This is a genomic window from Devosia sp. A449 (assembly GCF_054489375.1).
This window is the reverse complement of the sequence record NZ_JBTMWU010000005.1, coordinates 264,806-278,842: the sequence shown is the minus strand read 5'-3', so window position 1 is coordinate 278,842 and position 14,037 is coordinate 264,806. Positions and strand designations below refer to the sequence as shown.

Annotated in this window: 13 protein-coding genes; 4 read left to right on the top strand and 9 right to left on the bottom strand. The window is 64.1% G+C overall.

All coding sequences use genetic code 11. The features are described from left to right. Window positions 1-46 precede the first annotated feature (46 nt). The 6 genes from ACX3OW_RS15465 to ACX3OW_RS15440 all read right to left on the bottom strand — a co-directional run bounded on the left by ACX3OW_RS15465 (window position 47) and on the right by ACX3OW_RS15440 (window position 5,494). Window positions 47-1,954, bottom strand: coding sequence for a DUF2207 domain-containing protein (locus tag ACX3OW_RS15465; RefSeq protein ID WP_459096684.1), 1,908 nt, complete (start codon window positions 1,952-1,954; stop codon window positions 47-49). Between the two features lie 7 nt (window positions 1,955-1,961). Continuing rightward, window positions 1,962-2,519 carry a LemA family protein gene (locus ACX3OW_RS15460; RefSeq protein WP_459096683.1) on the bottom strand — a complete coding sequence of 186 codons (558 nt, stop codon included), beginning with the start codon at window positions 2,517-2,519 and terminating at the stop codon, window positions 1,962-1,964. Between the two features lie 215 nt (window positions 2,520-2,734). Continuing rightward, window positions 2,735-3,658, bottom strand: coding sequence for a glycine--tRNA ligase subunit alpha (locus ACX3OW_RS15455; RefSeq protein ID WP_459096682.1), 924 nt, complete (start codon window positions 3,656-3,658; stop codon window positions 2,735-2,737). Window positions 3,659-3,709: 51 nt separating this feature from the next. Next, window positions 3,710-3,943 carry a hypothetical protein gene (locus ACX3OW_RS15450; protein WP_459096681.1) on the bottom strand — a complete coding sequence of 78 codons (234 nt, stop codon included), beginning with the start codon at window positions 3,941-3,943 and terminating at the stop codon, window positions 3,710-3,712. After that, window positions 3,940-4,785: a S49 family peptidase gene (locus tag ACX3OW_RS15445; RefSeq protein WP_459096680.1), complete on the bottom strand. Its 846-nt coding sequence runs from the start codon at window positions 4,783-4,785 to the stop codon at window positions 3,940-3,942. Before ACX3OW_RS15445 ends, ACX3OW_RS15450 begins: the two co-directional genes overlap by 4 nt. Window positions 4,786-4,834: 49 nt before the next feature. Then, complete coding sequence (locus ACX3OW_RS15440) at window positions 4,835-5,494, bottom strand: methyltransferase (protein ID WP_459096679.1); 660 nt, start codon at window positions 5,492-5,494, stop codon at window positions 4,835-4,837. Between the two features lie 161 nt (window positions 5,495-5,655). On the opposite strand from ACX3OW_RS15440, the gene ACX3OW_RS15435 reads away from it, so the two are divergent. After that, the gene (locus tag ACX3OW_RS15435; RefSeq protein WP_459096739.1) at window positions 5,656-6,723 is read left to right on the top strand and encodes a polyprenyl synthetase family protein; all 1,068 of its coding nucleotides are present in this window, start codon (window positions 5,656-5,658) and stop codon (window positions 6,721-6,723) included. On the opposite strand, the gene ACX3OW_RS15430 is transcribed toward ACX3OW_RS15435, so the two are convergent. After that, the gene (locus ACX3OW_RS15430; protein WP_459096678.1) at window positions 6,720-7,595 is read right to left on the bottom strand and encodes a 4-(cytidine 5'-diphospho)-2-C-methyl-D-erythritol kinase; all 876 of its coding nucleotides are present in this window, start codon (window positions 7,593-7,595) and stop codon (window positions 6,720-6,722) included. The two genes, ACX3OW_RS15435 and ACX3OW_RS15430, sit on opposite strands and share 4 nt — an antisense overlap. A 4-nt stretch (window positions 7,596-7,599) precedes the next feature. Beyond that, window positions 7,600-9,342 carry a tetratricopeptide repeat protein gene (locus ACX3OW_RS15425; RefSeq protein ID WP_459096677.1) on the bottom strand — a complete coding sequence of 581 codons (1,743 nt, stop codon included), beginning with the start codon at window positions 9,340-9,342 and terminating at the stop codon, window positions 7,600-7,602. 155 nt (window positions 9,343-9,497) lie between these two features. Between ACX3OW_RS15425 and ACX3OW_RS15420 the strand changes: the two genes are divergently transcribed. From ACX3OW_RS15420 to moaB, 3 genes are all read left to right on the top strand, one after another. Continuing rightward, a complete protein-coding gene (locus tag ACX3OW_RS15420) occupies window positions 9,498-10,310 on the top strand; it encodes a uracil-DNA glycosylase (protein WP_459096676.1) in 813 nt (270 codons plus the stop codon). Between the two features lie 265 nt (window positions 10,311-10,575). Continuing rightward, on the top strand, window positions 10,576-11,901 hold the full coding sequence (locus tag ACX3OW_RS15415; RefSeq protein ID WP_459096675.1) for an MFS transporter: 1,326 nt from the start codon (window positions 10,576-10,578) through the stop codon (window positions 11,899-11,901). Further along, window positions 11,879-12,415, top strand: coding sequence for a molybdenum cofactor biosynthesis protein B (gene moaB / locus ACX3OW_RS15410; protein WP_459096674.1), 537 nt, complete (start codon window positions 11,879-11,881; stop codon window positions 12,413-12,415). Before ACX3OW_RS15415 ends, moaB begins: the two co-directional genes overlap by 23 nt. 72 nt (window positions 12,416-12,487) lie before the next feature. Here moaB and ACX3OW_RS15405 read toward each other — a convergent pair whose 3' ends face one another. Beyond that, window positions 12,488-13,978 (bottom strand): MDR family MFS transporter, encoded by a 1,491-nt coding sequence (locus ACX3OW_RS15405; protein WP_459096673.1) that lies wholly within the window; start codon window positions 13,976-13,978, stop codon window positions 12,488-12,490. Window positions 13,979-14,037: the final 59 nt, after the last annotated feature.

Here is a 14,037-nt window from a genome sequence, read left to right as displayed (position 1 = left end):
TAGCTTGGGGCGTAGGCGATGTCCATTTCCAATGTGGCAGCCGGCGTTACCAGCCGCCCCCACCACCGCCACCGCCGCCGCCACCTGAGGAACCACCGCCGCCGCCACCGCCGGAAAAACCCGACGAACTGGCCTGCACCGGCTGGGCCGCGACCATGGCGGCGGTCATGCCGGCCGAGGCGGCGCTGACGGCATTGGAAATCTTGCCCGGCGAGAAGGACGAACTGCCCGAATACCACAGTGGCCGATAGACCATGCCCGGCGTCACATCGCTGACCGCATTGCGCGCCAGCTCGGCATCGAAGTGCGCCGACCACGGCTTTTCCACGCCCAGCGCAATGGCATAGGGTAGGATGCGCTCGAAGCGATTGATCGTCATCGGCGGCTCGCCGACAATGTTCAGCCGCTCTTTCTCGGCGGTTTCCAGATACAGTTTGAAGCCGTCGATCTGGTCCATCACCTTGCGGCCCTGGATGGTCGGCGCGCGCATCAGCACGGCAAACACCACGGTGATCAGCACGATTGAGCCGGCGGCAATAGCGGCCGAATTGATGCTCACCTGGGTGAAGATTTCCAGCCCGCCCCCGATCAGATTGAAGCCGATAATGCCGACCCAGAGGATGAGGAAGAAGCGGCCAAAGCCGCTGCCCTTCCACAGCGCATTGCCCACCGTGCCGACCACGCCGAGCACGATGCCGGCGACGACGCCCACCACCAGCCATTCCGGCTCCAGCGCCTCGAACCACACCATGGCCACCAGCGCGCCGATGGCGATCAGGAAGCCGAGCGCGGCGAAACCAAAATTATGGTTGAACCAGACGCGGCGGTTCTCGCTTTCAATCGCCGTCACCAGTGCGGTGCGTTGCTTGGCCAGTTCGACGCCATTCGTCTTATCGACCGTCACAGTGCCCTTGAAGCGCAGATAATCGAGCAAAGTCTGTTCGCCGGCCGGCAATGTCTCGGTCGGCGACTTGCCGGTCACCGAGACCGACAGCCCGCTTTTGGGATTGTCGATCTTGGCCAGTCCCTTGACGCCTAGGTCAAACAAAGTGGCGGTAAAAGCCGTCCAGCCCTGAAAGCCCCAGTGATGCACATAATGGGTCAGCGCCGGCGAAAAATCCTTCGGCGGATGGAACAGCGGAATGATGGTGCCCTTGGGCGGATCGCGCCCGACCCGGCTCCACGCCGTCACATTATAGCCCAGCACCAGCACCACGCCCAAAATCGGCAGCAGGGTTTCGCGCATATCCGAAAGCCAGGCCAGCAACGCATCCATGCCCTCGGGCGCGACCAGAATGCCCTTCTGGAACTTGATGGCAAAGCTCATGCCTTCGCCGGCCCCCAGCACCCGGTCGGTGCGAAAACTGGCGCTATTGTCGGAATTGCGGGTGACGGTCACCGCCTGCTCTGTCGAGCCAGCCGGGCCGGTATAGCCGACCAGATCGGAAATCACCGCGCCCTCGGGCAGCGTCACCCGCGCGACGGAGCGGACAATCGGGAAAATCCAGTAATTGCCGGTGGCGTTCCAATAGAGTTCGTCATGGTCGGCAAAGCTGCGCGCCATGCGGTCCATGGTGTAGCTCACCACATAGCGATGCTGGCCGCGCCCGATCAGCTGGCTGCTGTCGCCGATCCAGAGGCGGATGAAATTGCCCATGCGCTCGGTGCGGAACGGCTCGGGCGCCCCATCGCGGGTAACGGACTGCACCGACAGGTCAGCACGGATTTTCTGGCCTGAGGGCGACAGCTGCACCGTGGGAATATCGCGATAAATGCCGCGCCGGATTTCGATGCCCTCGGCGTTCACCTCGATGGTCTCGGCTACCGAAACCGAACCATCAGTGCGCAAATTGACATCGGCGATGAAGCCGGAGATTTCCTCGCGCGCCACCGCCGGCAGCGCCAGGGTCAGCGCCAGCAGCGCAAGGACAGCAAAGCGAAGCAGCAGGCGCATTGTCGGCTCAGAACTTGACGCTGGGGACCGCGCGGTCCGCCTCGTTCTCCAGCTCGAAATATTGCGCCTTTTGGAAGCCGAACGGGCCGGCGATAAAATTAGACGGCACCGATTCGACCATCACATTCAGATTGCGCACGGCGCCATTGTAGTAGCGACGGGCCATCTGGATTTCGTCTTCCACCGTCTGCAAGGCGGCCTGGAATTCGAGGAAGGTGGTGTTGGCCTTGAGGTCGGGATAGGCCTCGGCGGTGGCGATCAGCCGACCCAGCGCCGACGAGAGCTGGCCTTCGGCCGCGGCGCGCTGTTCGGGGGTGCCATTGGCAGCGCTGGTGGCGGCGGCGCGGGCATTGGTCACCGCTTCGAGCGTCTCGCGCTCGTGGCCCATATAGCCCTTCACCGTTTCCAGCAGATTGGGAATGAGATCGGTACGGCGCTTGAGCTGCACATCGATGCCCGACCAGCCCTCTTCGACCATCTGCCGGTTCTTCACCAGCCCATTATAGATGCTGACGGCATAGATGGCGGCCACGACGACCAGGCCAAGGATGATCCAACCGATCATGTGCGTGACTCCCTAAAGCGCACCGAGAAGAGGGCCGACACTGGCATTGTGGTGGCCGTGGCGCAATGGGAAGGCCGGCCATGCCCAAAACTCGGTGTCATCCCGGCCTTGAGCCGGGATCCATCTCGAGATCTCAGGATGGGCCCCGGCTCAAGGCCGGGGTGACATCGGGGGTGGGGAAGCGTCTCAGCCTGGCGCGGAGAGTCGCGAAAACCCTATTCCGCGCCGCCGCCGGCAGTCTGCAGCCAGGCTTCGCCGCAGCTGCGGGCCAGTTCGCGGATGCGCAGGATATAGCTCTGCCGCTCGGTCACCGAGATGACGCCGCGGGCGTCGAGCAGGTTGAAATTATGCGCGGCCTTGAGCACCTGCTCATAAGCCGGGATCGCCATGTTCTGGCGGTTGGCTGTCGCGCCCTTGGCGAGCACGGCGCGGCATTCATGCTCGGCGTCGGCGAAATGGCGGAACAGCATGTCAGTGTCGGCGGCTTCGAAATTGTAACGGCTGGATTCCTGCTCATTCTGCAGGAACACGTCGGCATAGGTGACCTTGTCGTCGCCGCTGCCGCCGTTGAAATTCAGCTCCATGATGGAGTCGACATTCTGCAGATAGCAGGCCAGGCGCTCGAGCCCATAGGTCAGCTCGCCAGCGACGGGATTGCATTCAAAGCCGGCAACCTGCTGGAAATAGGTGAACTGGCTGACTTCCATGCCGTCGCACCACACTTCCCAGCCCAGGCCCCAGGCACCCAGAGTCGGGTTTTCCCAGTCGTCCTCGACGAAGCGCAGATCATGCAGCGCCGGATCGATGCCGATGGCATAGAGCGACTGCAGATAGAGGTCCTGGATATTGTCCGGCGACGGCTTCAGGATCACCTGAAACTGGTAATAATGTTGCAGCCGGTTGGGGTTTTCACCATAGCGGCCATCCTTGGGACGGCGCGAGGGCTGCGCATAGGCGGCCTTCCACGGCTTGGGGCCGAGGGCGCGCAACACTGTGGCGGTGTGGGACGTACCGGCGCCCATCGGCATGTCATAGGGCTGCAGGATCACGCAACCCTGCGCCGCCCAGAATTCCTGGAGCGTCAGGATCAGACCCTGGAACGAGTTCTTGGGGTCCATATGTGGCGGGCGATTGGTCATTTGGCAGTCCCTAACATGCGGGACAACCTCTAGTTTGGCCGTCCCCAGCGGTCAACGTGGTTTGTCGTCGTCGCCGGGGCGGAAGGTCCCATCTTCGTCGCGCTTGAGGTCGATGATGCCGGGCTGGGCCCGTTCGCGCTGGTCGCGTTCGCGGCGCAGGCGGCGGGCCTCTTCGTCATCGGCCTTAAACTGGCCGGTCCAGTCGCGCCAGATCTTGCGCAGGCCGAGCCAGATGACGAGGCCGATGATGGCAAAAATCAGAACGCGCAGCAGCATGCCGGTCATAGCCCAAACCTCGCCCAAAGAGCCCGGTCCTCGACCGTCGCCGCCAGCTCGCCACTCAGCCCCGCCAGCGAAAAGCCGATGCGCGGCAGGCCGAACCAGCTCCGCTTCGGCTCGATCACCTTGAGCACCACGTCGGCGCCATAGCGGCTGGTCAGCGTTTCGTGCAGGTCGCCGATAGCGTCCACCAATCCCAGCTCCACGCCGCGCAACCCGGTCCACCACTCGCCGGTGAACAACACCTCATCGGCCGCTTTGAGACGCGCGCCGCGATGAGCCTTCACATGATCGATGAACACCTGATGGATGTCGGTCTCAAACTGCTTGATGCGCTCGATATCGCTGTCCTTCTCCGGCAGGAACGGGTCGAGCGTCGATTTATTGCTGCCGGCGGTATAGACGCGCCGGTCGATGCCGAGCTTTTCCAGCGTGCCGACAAAGCCGAAGCCGGCCATGATCACCCCGATCGAGCCGACGATGGAGCTGGGATCGACAATGATTTCGTCGCCGGCCACGGCGATGAAATAGCCGCCCGACGCCGCCGCATCCTCGACAAACACCAGCACCGGCTTGCCGTGCTCGTTGGCCAGATCGCGGATGCGCTTGGAAATCAGCCGGCTCTGCACCGGGGAGCCACCTGGCGAATTGACGATGATCGCCACCGCCGGCGCCGATTTGATGGCAAAGGCACGTTTGAGCAGCGGACCAACCGTGGCGATATTGAGCCGGCCCTGCCGCTGTTCGGCGGCGATGACGCCATGCAGGCGCACCACCGGGATGACGGTCTTGCCGCGGCCGGTGAGGCGGCGCAGCCAGTTCCTGGTCGGCGTGGTCAGTTCGGCCATGCTGGGTCCTTCTTGCTTGGCTGCCAGATTTAGGGCCTACCCGCCCTGATTACCAGACAAGCCGGGCGCTGCCGCGAAAGATCGCGTCGAACTCGGGGGCGAAGGCCCGCCCTTCCCGCTCATGGAGGGCCCGGCTGGCCAGCAGGGTCAGCGGCGCGCGCGAGCCCTTGATGCCGCGCAGCAGCACGCGGCTCGCCGCCTCATCGGGACGCGGGCTCAGCGGCAGCACCGTCACCGCCCCGAAACGCTGGGTGAACCCAGCCAGCAGCGGGGCGAGGCTGGTGGCGGGATAGACGAAGATCACCTCACCACCAGCGGCAGCGGTGCCGGCGGCGGTCTTGATCCACAGATCGAGCATGGCCGCGTCCATGTGCCGCGCGCCGGCCCGGCCGGCATCGGCGGCCAGCGTGCCATCGGCAAAGAAGGGCGGATTGGCGATGACGCTGTCAAAACCATTGTCGACCAGCCCGGCCGCATGGCGCTCGGCGCCCTTGCCGGTCACATCCGCCACCACAATTCGTGCGCGGTCGGCTAGGCCATTGTCGGCCGCATTGGCCGCTGCCAGCGCCGCCATCTCGGCATTCTGCTCGGCCAGCGTGGCGCTGAGGCCGGCATGATGGGTCAGCGCAACGAAGGCGGCCGTGCCCACCCCACAGCCCAGATCGAGCAGCGTTCGGCGATTTTCGGCCACCGCCGCACCGAGCAACACGCTGTCCAGTCCGGCGCGAAAGCCGTGCTTGGGTTGCGACAGAGTGAGCCTGCCACCTAAAAAGGCGTCGCGCGTTATGGTTTGGTGTTTTACAAAGGCAGTAGGCTGGTCTAGGGACATCGCACCCTTAAAGGCCGGTTTTGCGCGACCTTATTGCGCACATGCAGCAGGCTCAACCAGATTTGCCGATAGCGGCGAACGAGGACGGAAAAACAGTGTCAGTTCTGACGCAAGTGAGAGAAGCGCCGGAGATCAATCCGGTCGAGCGTTTGCTCGTGGCGACGGCCGCCGACATGGCCGAGGTCAATGCATTGATTCTCAGCCGCGCCGATTCCCATGTCGAAATGGTGCCCGAGCTGGCCCGTTACCTCATCGAGAGCGGCGGCAAGCGCCTGCGCCCGATGCTGACGGTCGCCGCGGCCCAGTTGTTCGGCAAGGGCCAGGGCAGCGCCATCAATTTCGCGGCCGCCGTGGAATTCATGCACAACGCCACTTTGCTCCACGACGACGTGGTCGATGAGAGCGACATGCGGCGCGGCAAGCCCGCGGCCCGCATGGTGTGGGGCAACAAGGCCTCGATTCTGGTCGGTGACTTCCTGCTCGGCCAAGCCTTCATGATGATGGTGGAAACTGGCGATATTGGGGCGCTGGGCGTGCTGTCATCCGCCTCTGCCGTGATGGCCGAGGGCGAAGTGTTCCAGCTCGCCAAGACCGGCGATCTGACCACCACCGCCGCCGACTATGCCGAAGTGATCCGCGCCAAGACCGCCGTGCTGTTTCAGGCCGCCTGCGAAGTGGGCGCCATGTCGGGCGGCGCCGATCCGGCCGGCCGCGCGGCACTGGCCCGTTTTGGGCTCGAACTTGGCAATGCCTTCCAGCTGGTCGATGACGTGCTCGATTATGGCGGGCAAGATGGCACGCTGGGCAAGAATACCGGCGACGATCTGCGCGAAGGCAAGATGACCCTGCCGGTGATTCTGGCTTTGGCCGAAGGCAGCGATGCCGAACGCGCCATCATCACCACCGCGCTGGGCGATGCCGACGCGACTGCGGAACAGGTCGCCTCAGTCGTCGCTATCCTTGAGCGCCATAAGGTGCTGGCCCGCACACTGGATCTGGCTCAGGCCCATGCCCGCGCCGCCCAGCAGGCGCTGGAGATCCTGCCCGAATCCGATATTCGCTCGCTGCTGAGCGATGTGGTCGAATTCAGCGTAGCGCGCGCTTTCTAAGGCAGAATCAGCGGCGCTGCCGCCACCCAATGGTCGGGATTGGCGGCGCGCATGACCTGCGCCGCCTGATGGGCTTGCCCCGACGAGCCGAACAGGCCGAACACCGTGGCGCCCGAGCCCGACATGCGCGCCAGCATGCAGCCCTGCGTTGCCGCCAATTGCATGATGATCTCCCCAATCACCGGCACCAGCTGGACGGCCGGCGCTTGCAAATCATTGCGGGTCTCGGCCAGCCACAGCGCCAATTGCGCCGGCCGCGTCAGTGGCGCGGGGAGTTCGGGCAGCTTGTCATTGTCATGGCTCACCAGCTTGCGGAACACATCCGCGGTGGCCAGCGGCACCATGGGATTGACCAGCACGATATGACAGGTGGGAAAATCCGGCAGCACTGTCAGCTTTTCGCCGATCCCACCCATCAGCAACGGCGTCGAGACGAGGCAGGCCGGCACATCGGCGCCCAGCGTCGCCGCCAGCTCGGTCAGAGCGGTGAAGTCGATCGCCTGGCTGGATAGCCCCGCCAGCAGGCGCAGCGCCGCCGCGGCGTCGGCCGAGCCGCCGCCAATGCCGGCCGCGACCGGCAGGTTCTTGGTGAGGTGCAGGGCCAGCCCCGTGGCGACAGCATCGGGCCAGCGGGCGCGGAATGCCGCCACGGCACGCGTCACCAGATTGGCCTCACCGCCCCCCAGCCCCTTGGCAAAGGGGCCGCTGATGCTGAGCGTATCCGCCTCGGCCGGGCGCGCCGTCAGCTCATCGGCCACATCGGCAAACACCACCAGGCTGTCCAGCTCGTGATAGAAGTCGGCGCGCCGGCCGGTCACATGCAGTGCAAGATTGACCTTGGCTGGTGCGAATTGGACCTGCGGTTCGACCATCAAGCTATTCGGTGGCGTTGGCGTCGGTCAGCCCGTCCACCAGCTTGGACGCTACGCGTTCCTTGACATTGCCTTCCTCATCCACCGACGACGCCACATTCCACTGGAACTTGGCTTCCAGCCGGCGGCCGGCGCGCCAATAGGCATCGCCCAGATGGTCGTTGATTTCCGCATCATTGGGGCGCAGCAGCACCGCCTGTTCGAGCGTCTTCACGGCCTCATCGAGGCGACCGAGCTTGTAGAAAGCCCAGCCCAGCGAATCGACGACATAGCCATCCTGCGGCTGGGCCGCGACGGCCTTCTCGATCATTTCGAGCGCTTGCTCGAGATGCATGTCCTGGTCGATCCAGCTATAGCCGAGATAGTTGAGCACGGCGGGCTGATCGGGATTGAGCTCCAGCGCCTTGAGGAAATCCGTCTCGGCCTTGGGCCATTCCTTGGCCCGCTCATAGGCAATGCCGCGCACATAATAGAAGCGCCAATCGGTGGGGCTGTCGCCGCCGGTCAGCTCAAGCGCCTTGCTATAGGCCTCGGCGGATTTGACGTATTGCTCGTCATAGCGCAGCAGATCGCCCAGCACCGCGATGGCGTCGAGGTCGTCGGGACGGCTGGTCACGATATTGTTGAGGCGGCGCAGCGCCTCGGCGCGGTCGCCGGTAACGTCAAGATTTTGTGCTACCCGCACCACCGCCGTCGGCTTCATTGGCGATGTCGCCGGCACGGCTTCATAGATGGTGTTGGCGGCATTGTGCTGGTTGGCGCTGTCGAGCAACTGCCCCAGCGCCAGCGCGATCACGTCGGCCGACGGATCGAGATAAAGCCCCATGCGCAGGAACACCAGCGACAGGTCGAGGCTGCCATCGCGTGACAGCGCCACCCCGATTCCGTGGAACATTTCGGCGGCGCCGACCTGCACATTGGAGGCAAAAATCCCCGGCCGCTGGCGGGCTTCAACCTGCTTTTTGACGATGGTGACGACCGGGTGGCTCAGACCCTGGTTCTCGAATTCGGCAATGACATCCAGCGCTTCATCGAAGCGCCCGGCATTGGCCAGTATACGGGCATAGACCTCGACGATTCGGGCGACATAGGGCTCGGTGTCAAAGGCCCGCCCGGCTAGCTCTATGGCGGTATCGGTGTCGCCAGAGGCTTCCGCCATCAACGCCCGGTGGAACACCAGAAAATCTTCGAGGCCAGTGGCGCCCAATTGGTCCAGCGCCGCATCGGCTTCAGCCTTGCGATTCTCGCCCACCAGCGCCCAGGCCCGCAAAATGCCGGCGGTGATTCCGGTGAAACTGTCCTGTCCGATCGCGCCCAGCAACCGTTCGGCCGCGCCATAGCGCCGCTCCTTGAGCGCTTCGGTGGCGATGATCAGTTCGGCCAGCTCACTATTGGGATCGAGTTCGAGCAAATGCTTGGCGGTCGAGGCGGCCTGGCCGATCTGCCCGTCCGCCGCATAGGCGATGAAGGCGCGCTCGACCAGCACCGGATTGTCCCAATCGCCCTGCGCGGCCTGCGAAAAATAGCGCGCGGCTTCGTCGGTGCGCAGATCCTGCAGCGCCTGCTGGCCGGCCATATAGGCGCCGGTGACGCTGGTGCGGAACAGCGGCATCAGGCCGAAGCTGGCGAAAGGATCGGATTGCGCGGTCCGCACAGGCTGGGCCGCTTGTCCCGCCTGGAGGGCCGATGCCGAGAGCAGCAAGGCAACACAGGCCGGGCGCAGGAAACGGTTCAGAAGCGATGTCACGAGGCTGAATACTCCCTTGGCCTATCAAGGCCCGTTCTCGGCGCAAAGATTGTCCGTTTTGGGACTGCGCCGCAAGGGCGCGCCACATAGCGTGATTGCCCATCCTCCAGCGGCACGACTGGCCGCGCGAAACGGGCTGTGACATAACAGACAACATGGATCAGACGCGACCGCTAAATCACGACGAAATGCTCGCCGTGCTCGATTGGTATCGAGCCGCCGGCGTGGATATCGCCGTGGGCGAAGATCCCGTGGATCGCTTCGCCCAGCGCCCGCCGCAGCGTGTCGCGCCACCAGCCGCCGCAATGGCGACAGCGCAACAGCCGGCGCCCCGCGCCGCCGAACCGGCTCCGCTGGGTGGCGACCCCACCGAAGCGCGCAGCCTTGCCGCCTCGGCGCAGACGCTCGACGAATTGCGCGCCCTGCTCGACAGCTATGATGGCTGTGGTCTCAAGCTGCGGGCGACGCAGCTGGTGTTTGCCGATGGCAATCCAGAAGCCAAGATCATGCTGATCGGCGAGGCCCCGGGCGCCGAAGAGGACCGCCAGGGCAAGCCGTTTGTCGGCCGCTCCGGGCAATTGCTCGACCGCATGCTGGCCGCCATCGGGCTCGACCGCAGCAGTGTCTATATCGCCAATACCGTGCCGTGGCGTCCGCCCGGCAATCGCGCCCCAACGCCGGAAGAAATGACGCTGTGCCTGCCCTTTCTCTATCGGCAGGTGGAGCTGGTGGCGCCCAGGCTGGTGATGACGCTGGGTGGCTCGGCCATGCAGACGATATTTTCCACCACCAGCGGCATCATCAAGATGCGCGGCAAATGGTCCAATATCAGCATCGGCACCCATCAGGTCGACGCCATCCCGACGCTGCACCCCGCCTATCTGCTGCGCACCCCTGCCGCCAAGCAGCAAGCCTGGGAAGACCTGCTCAGCCTCAAGCTGAAGATCGACGCGCTGGGGCTGGGTTAGTCCGGACGCCGAATGGTGCAAAACACTCGATGTCATCCCGGCCTTGAGCCGGGACCCATCCTGAGATGATTTGAGCGGCGTGATCTCGAGATGGGCCCCGGCTCAAGGCCGGGGTGACATTGTGGTTGGGGCGAATCCATACTGTGCCCCCAGCCCTAAATTCCCATCCCGCCGCATTTCCGCCGTTCCAATCCCGGAACCCTGGGCTATGGTCACCCTTGCGTGATTTGCAACGTTCTTCCGCCCCTCAATTGCCGAAAGCGTCATGGCCTCCGTAATCAAGATTTATGCCCTGTTTCTGGGTTCCGCGCTGTTGATGTTTGGCGGCGGCTTGCAGGGCCTGCTGCTGTCGGTCCGTGGTGCCGAGGAAGGGTTTTCGCTGCTGTCGCTGGGCCTGATCGGCACCGGCTGGTCGGTGGGGTTCGTCGCGGGTTCGCTCACCGTGCCGCTGGTGGTGCGCAAGGCCGGCCATATCCGCGCCTTCTCGGTGATGGCCGCCATCGGCACCATCACCATCCTGCTCAATTTGCTGCTGATCAACGATATCAGCTGGATATTGCTGCGGGCGCTATCGGGCTTCTGCTTTGCCGGCGCGGCGATGATCGTCGAGAGCTGGCTCAACGAAGTGGCCGAGAACAAGAGCCGCGGCACGATCTTTTCGATCTACACCACCATCAACATGGCCGCCTCCACCATGGGGCAGATCGCGCTCTCGATCACCGGCGTCGCCGGTTATCTGCCCTTCGTCATCGGCGCCATCAGCTTTATCTGTGCGGTGCTGCCCACCGCGATGACCTCGAGCCCGCAGCCGCGCCCGCTGTCGTCGGCCAAGCTCGATCTCGGCCTGCTGTATAAAACCTCGCCAGTCGCTGCCATCGCCGCCTTTTCGGTGGGCATGGCCAACGGCGCCTTCGGCACTTTGGCGCCGGTCTATGGCTATAAGCAAGGGCTCGACGCAAGCGGCATTGCGCTGCTGTTCGCCGTCGCCGCCATTCTGGGTGCGGTGGCACAAATTCCGTTCGGGCGGCTATCCGACCATATCGACCGCAGGCTGGTGCTGATCGGGCTGGCCGGTTCGGCCGCCGTCGTGGGCGCGCTGACCGTGCTGATCAATCCGACTGCCGGCTGGATGATGTATGTGCTGTTTGCCCTCTACGGCTTCTCGGCCAATCCGATCTATGCAGTGGCGGTCGCCCATGCCAACGACTTCGCCAAGGATGGCGATTTCGCCAAGATCGCCGGCGGCATGCTGCTGACTCTGGGCATCGGGCTGGCCATCGGTCCGACCGTGGCCTCGATGATCATGGAAGTCTGGTCGCCGGTTGGGCTGTTCGTGGTCACCGCCACCTTCCACGCTCTGCTGGCGATCACCGCCTTCCTGCGCATGCGCCTCCGCAAGAGCCGCGACGCCGCCCACCGCACACCGTTCCAGCCGATGGGCGATGACCGGCAGGCGACCCCCGAATCGATTGTGCTCGACCCACGGACTGATAGTGATGAGTTCGAGTTGGGCGAGGCCGAAGCGCCGGTGCCCGAAGAGCTGTCGACGCAGAATGAGGATCGAGGCGATGTTCAAGACCGCACGGTTTGAAGACCGGGCTTTCAAGCCCCTATCCATCGCGGTGATCGCGGTGTCCGACTCGCGGACGCTGGAAACCGATACCGGCGGCGCACTGCTCAAATCGCTGCTCGAAGCCGATGGCCATCATTGCGCCGAGCGCCTGGTGATCCGCGACGATATCCAGCTCATCCGCCAGGCGGTGCAGGGCTTTGTCGCCGACCCCACCGTGGATGTCGTCCTCACCACCGGCGGTACCGGCTTTTCCGGCCGCGACGTGACGCCGGAGGCGGTCGAGCCGCTGTTCGACAAGCGCATGGAGGGCTTCTCCGTGCTGTTCCACCAATATTCGGCGACCACGGTGGGCACCAGCTCACTTCAGTCGCGCGCTACGGCCGGGCTGATCGGCACGACATTCGTCTTTTGCCTGCCCGGCTCGCGCGGCGCCTGCCGCGACGCCTGGGAGGGCATTCTCAGCCACCAGCTCGATTACCGGCACAAGCCCTGCAATTTCGTCGAGCTGATGCCGCGCCTCGCCGAGCGCTGAGTCCACCCCCTATCCCCAGAACAAAAACGGCGCCCCTCACGGAGCGCCGTTTTCGATTCATATCACCACGGCTTAGTGCCCGTGGCTCATCGCCGAGCCGCCTTCGGGCTTGCGGATCATGAACGCCGCTACCACCGCGAAGAGCGAGATGATCGCCCCGACGAAAAACGCCGAGCGAATACCACCGGCCAGGGCCGCGACTTCGTCCAGTCCGCCGGCAGCCAGCGCCGCCGTCTGGATGGTCATTACCGCCACGAACAGGGCAATGCCTGCCGCGCCGGCCAGTTGCTGGACCGAACCCAGCGTGGCGCTGGCGTGGGAATAGAGGTCCTTGGGCACCGAGCTCATCGAGGCGGTGAAGATCGGCGTGAACAGCAGCGCCAGGCCAATGCTCATGGCGATATGACCGGCCATCACGGCCCAGGTCGGGGTATCCTGACCCACCAGGGTCAGCGCCCACATCACCGCCGAGACGATCATCGCGCCGGGCACCGCCAGCACCGTGGGACCGACCCGGTCATAGAGACGACCGACCACCGGACCCATAACGCCCATGATCAAGCCACCGGGCAGCATCAGCAGGCCGGTCTCCAGCGTGTCGAGGCCGAGCACCTTCTGCGTATAGATCGGCAGCAGGATAATGGTGCCCAGCAACGCCATCATGGCGACGAACATCATGCCGATGGAGACGCGATAATTGGCAGACTTGAAGGTGCGCAAATCAAGCAGCGCCTTGTCGTCGCGCTGCAGCATCAGCTGGCGGGCGATGAAGGCCACCATTGCCACCACACCAACGACGAGCGGCGCCCAGACCGGGATCAGCGGCGCGTCGCCGACATGGCCGACCGCCTCGCCGAAGCTCGACAGCCCATAGATCAAGCCGCCAAAGGCCAGTGCCGACAGGATCACCGAGACCACATCCAGCGGCGTATAACGCGGGGTGGAGACATTCTGGATCTTGCGATAGCCCAGCACCAGCGCCCCGACGGCAATCGGCAACACCAGGATGAACATCCAGCGCCAGTCCATATGGGCCAGGATGAAGCCGCCAATGGTCGGGCCAACGGCCGGCGCCACCGACATGACAATGGAGATATTGCCCATGGTCTTGCCACGGGCGTCCGGGGGCACCAGCGACATTACCGTGGTCATCAGCAGCGGCATCATGATGGCGGTGCCGACCGCCTGCACGACACGACCAAAAATCAGCAGCTCAATGCCCGGTGCCACGGCGCAGATCAGCGTGCCGGCGGTGAAGATGGACATGGCCAGAATGAAGATCGGCCGCGTGTTCATGCGCTGCAGCAGGAAGCCGGTGATCGGAATCACTACGGCCATGGTCAGCAGGAATGCCGTGGTCAGCCACTGAGCTACGCCGGCCGTGATCCCCAGATCGGTCATCAGATGCGGAATCGCCACGCTCATGATGGTTTCGTTGAGAAACACCACGAAAGTGGAAACCAGCAACAGGGCGATCACCAGCCTGTTGCGGGCGGCTTCGCTCTGGTTGAGCGGTGGGGTGCCGGCTAGTTCGGCGTCAAAATTGCTTGTGTCGGTACTCATGATATTCCTCGAACCCAGATGGCACTGGGGCTACGGATGACGTCGATAATTTTCGACCG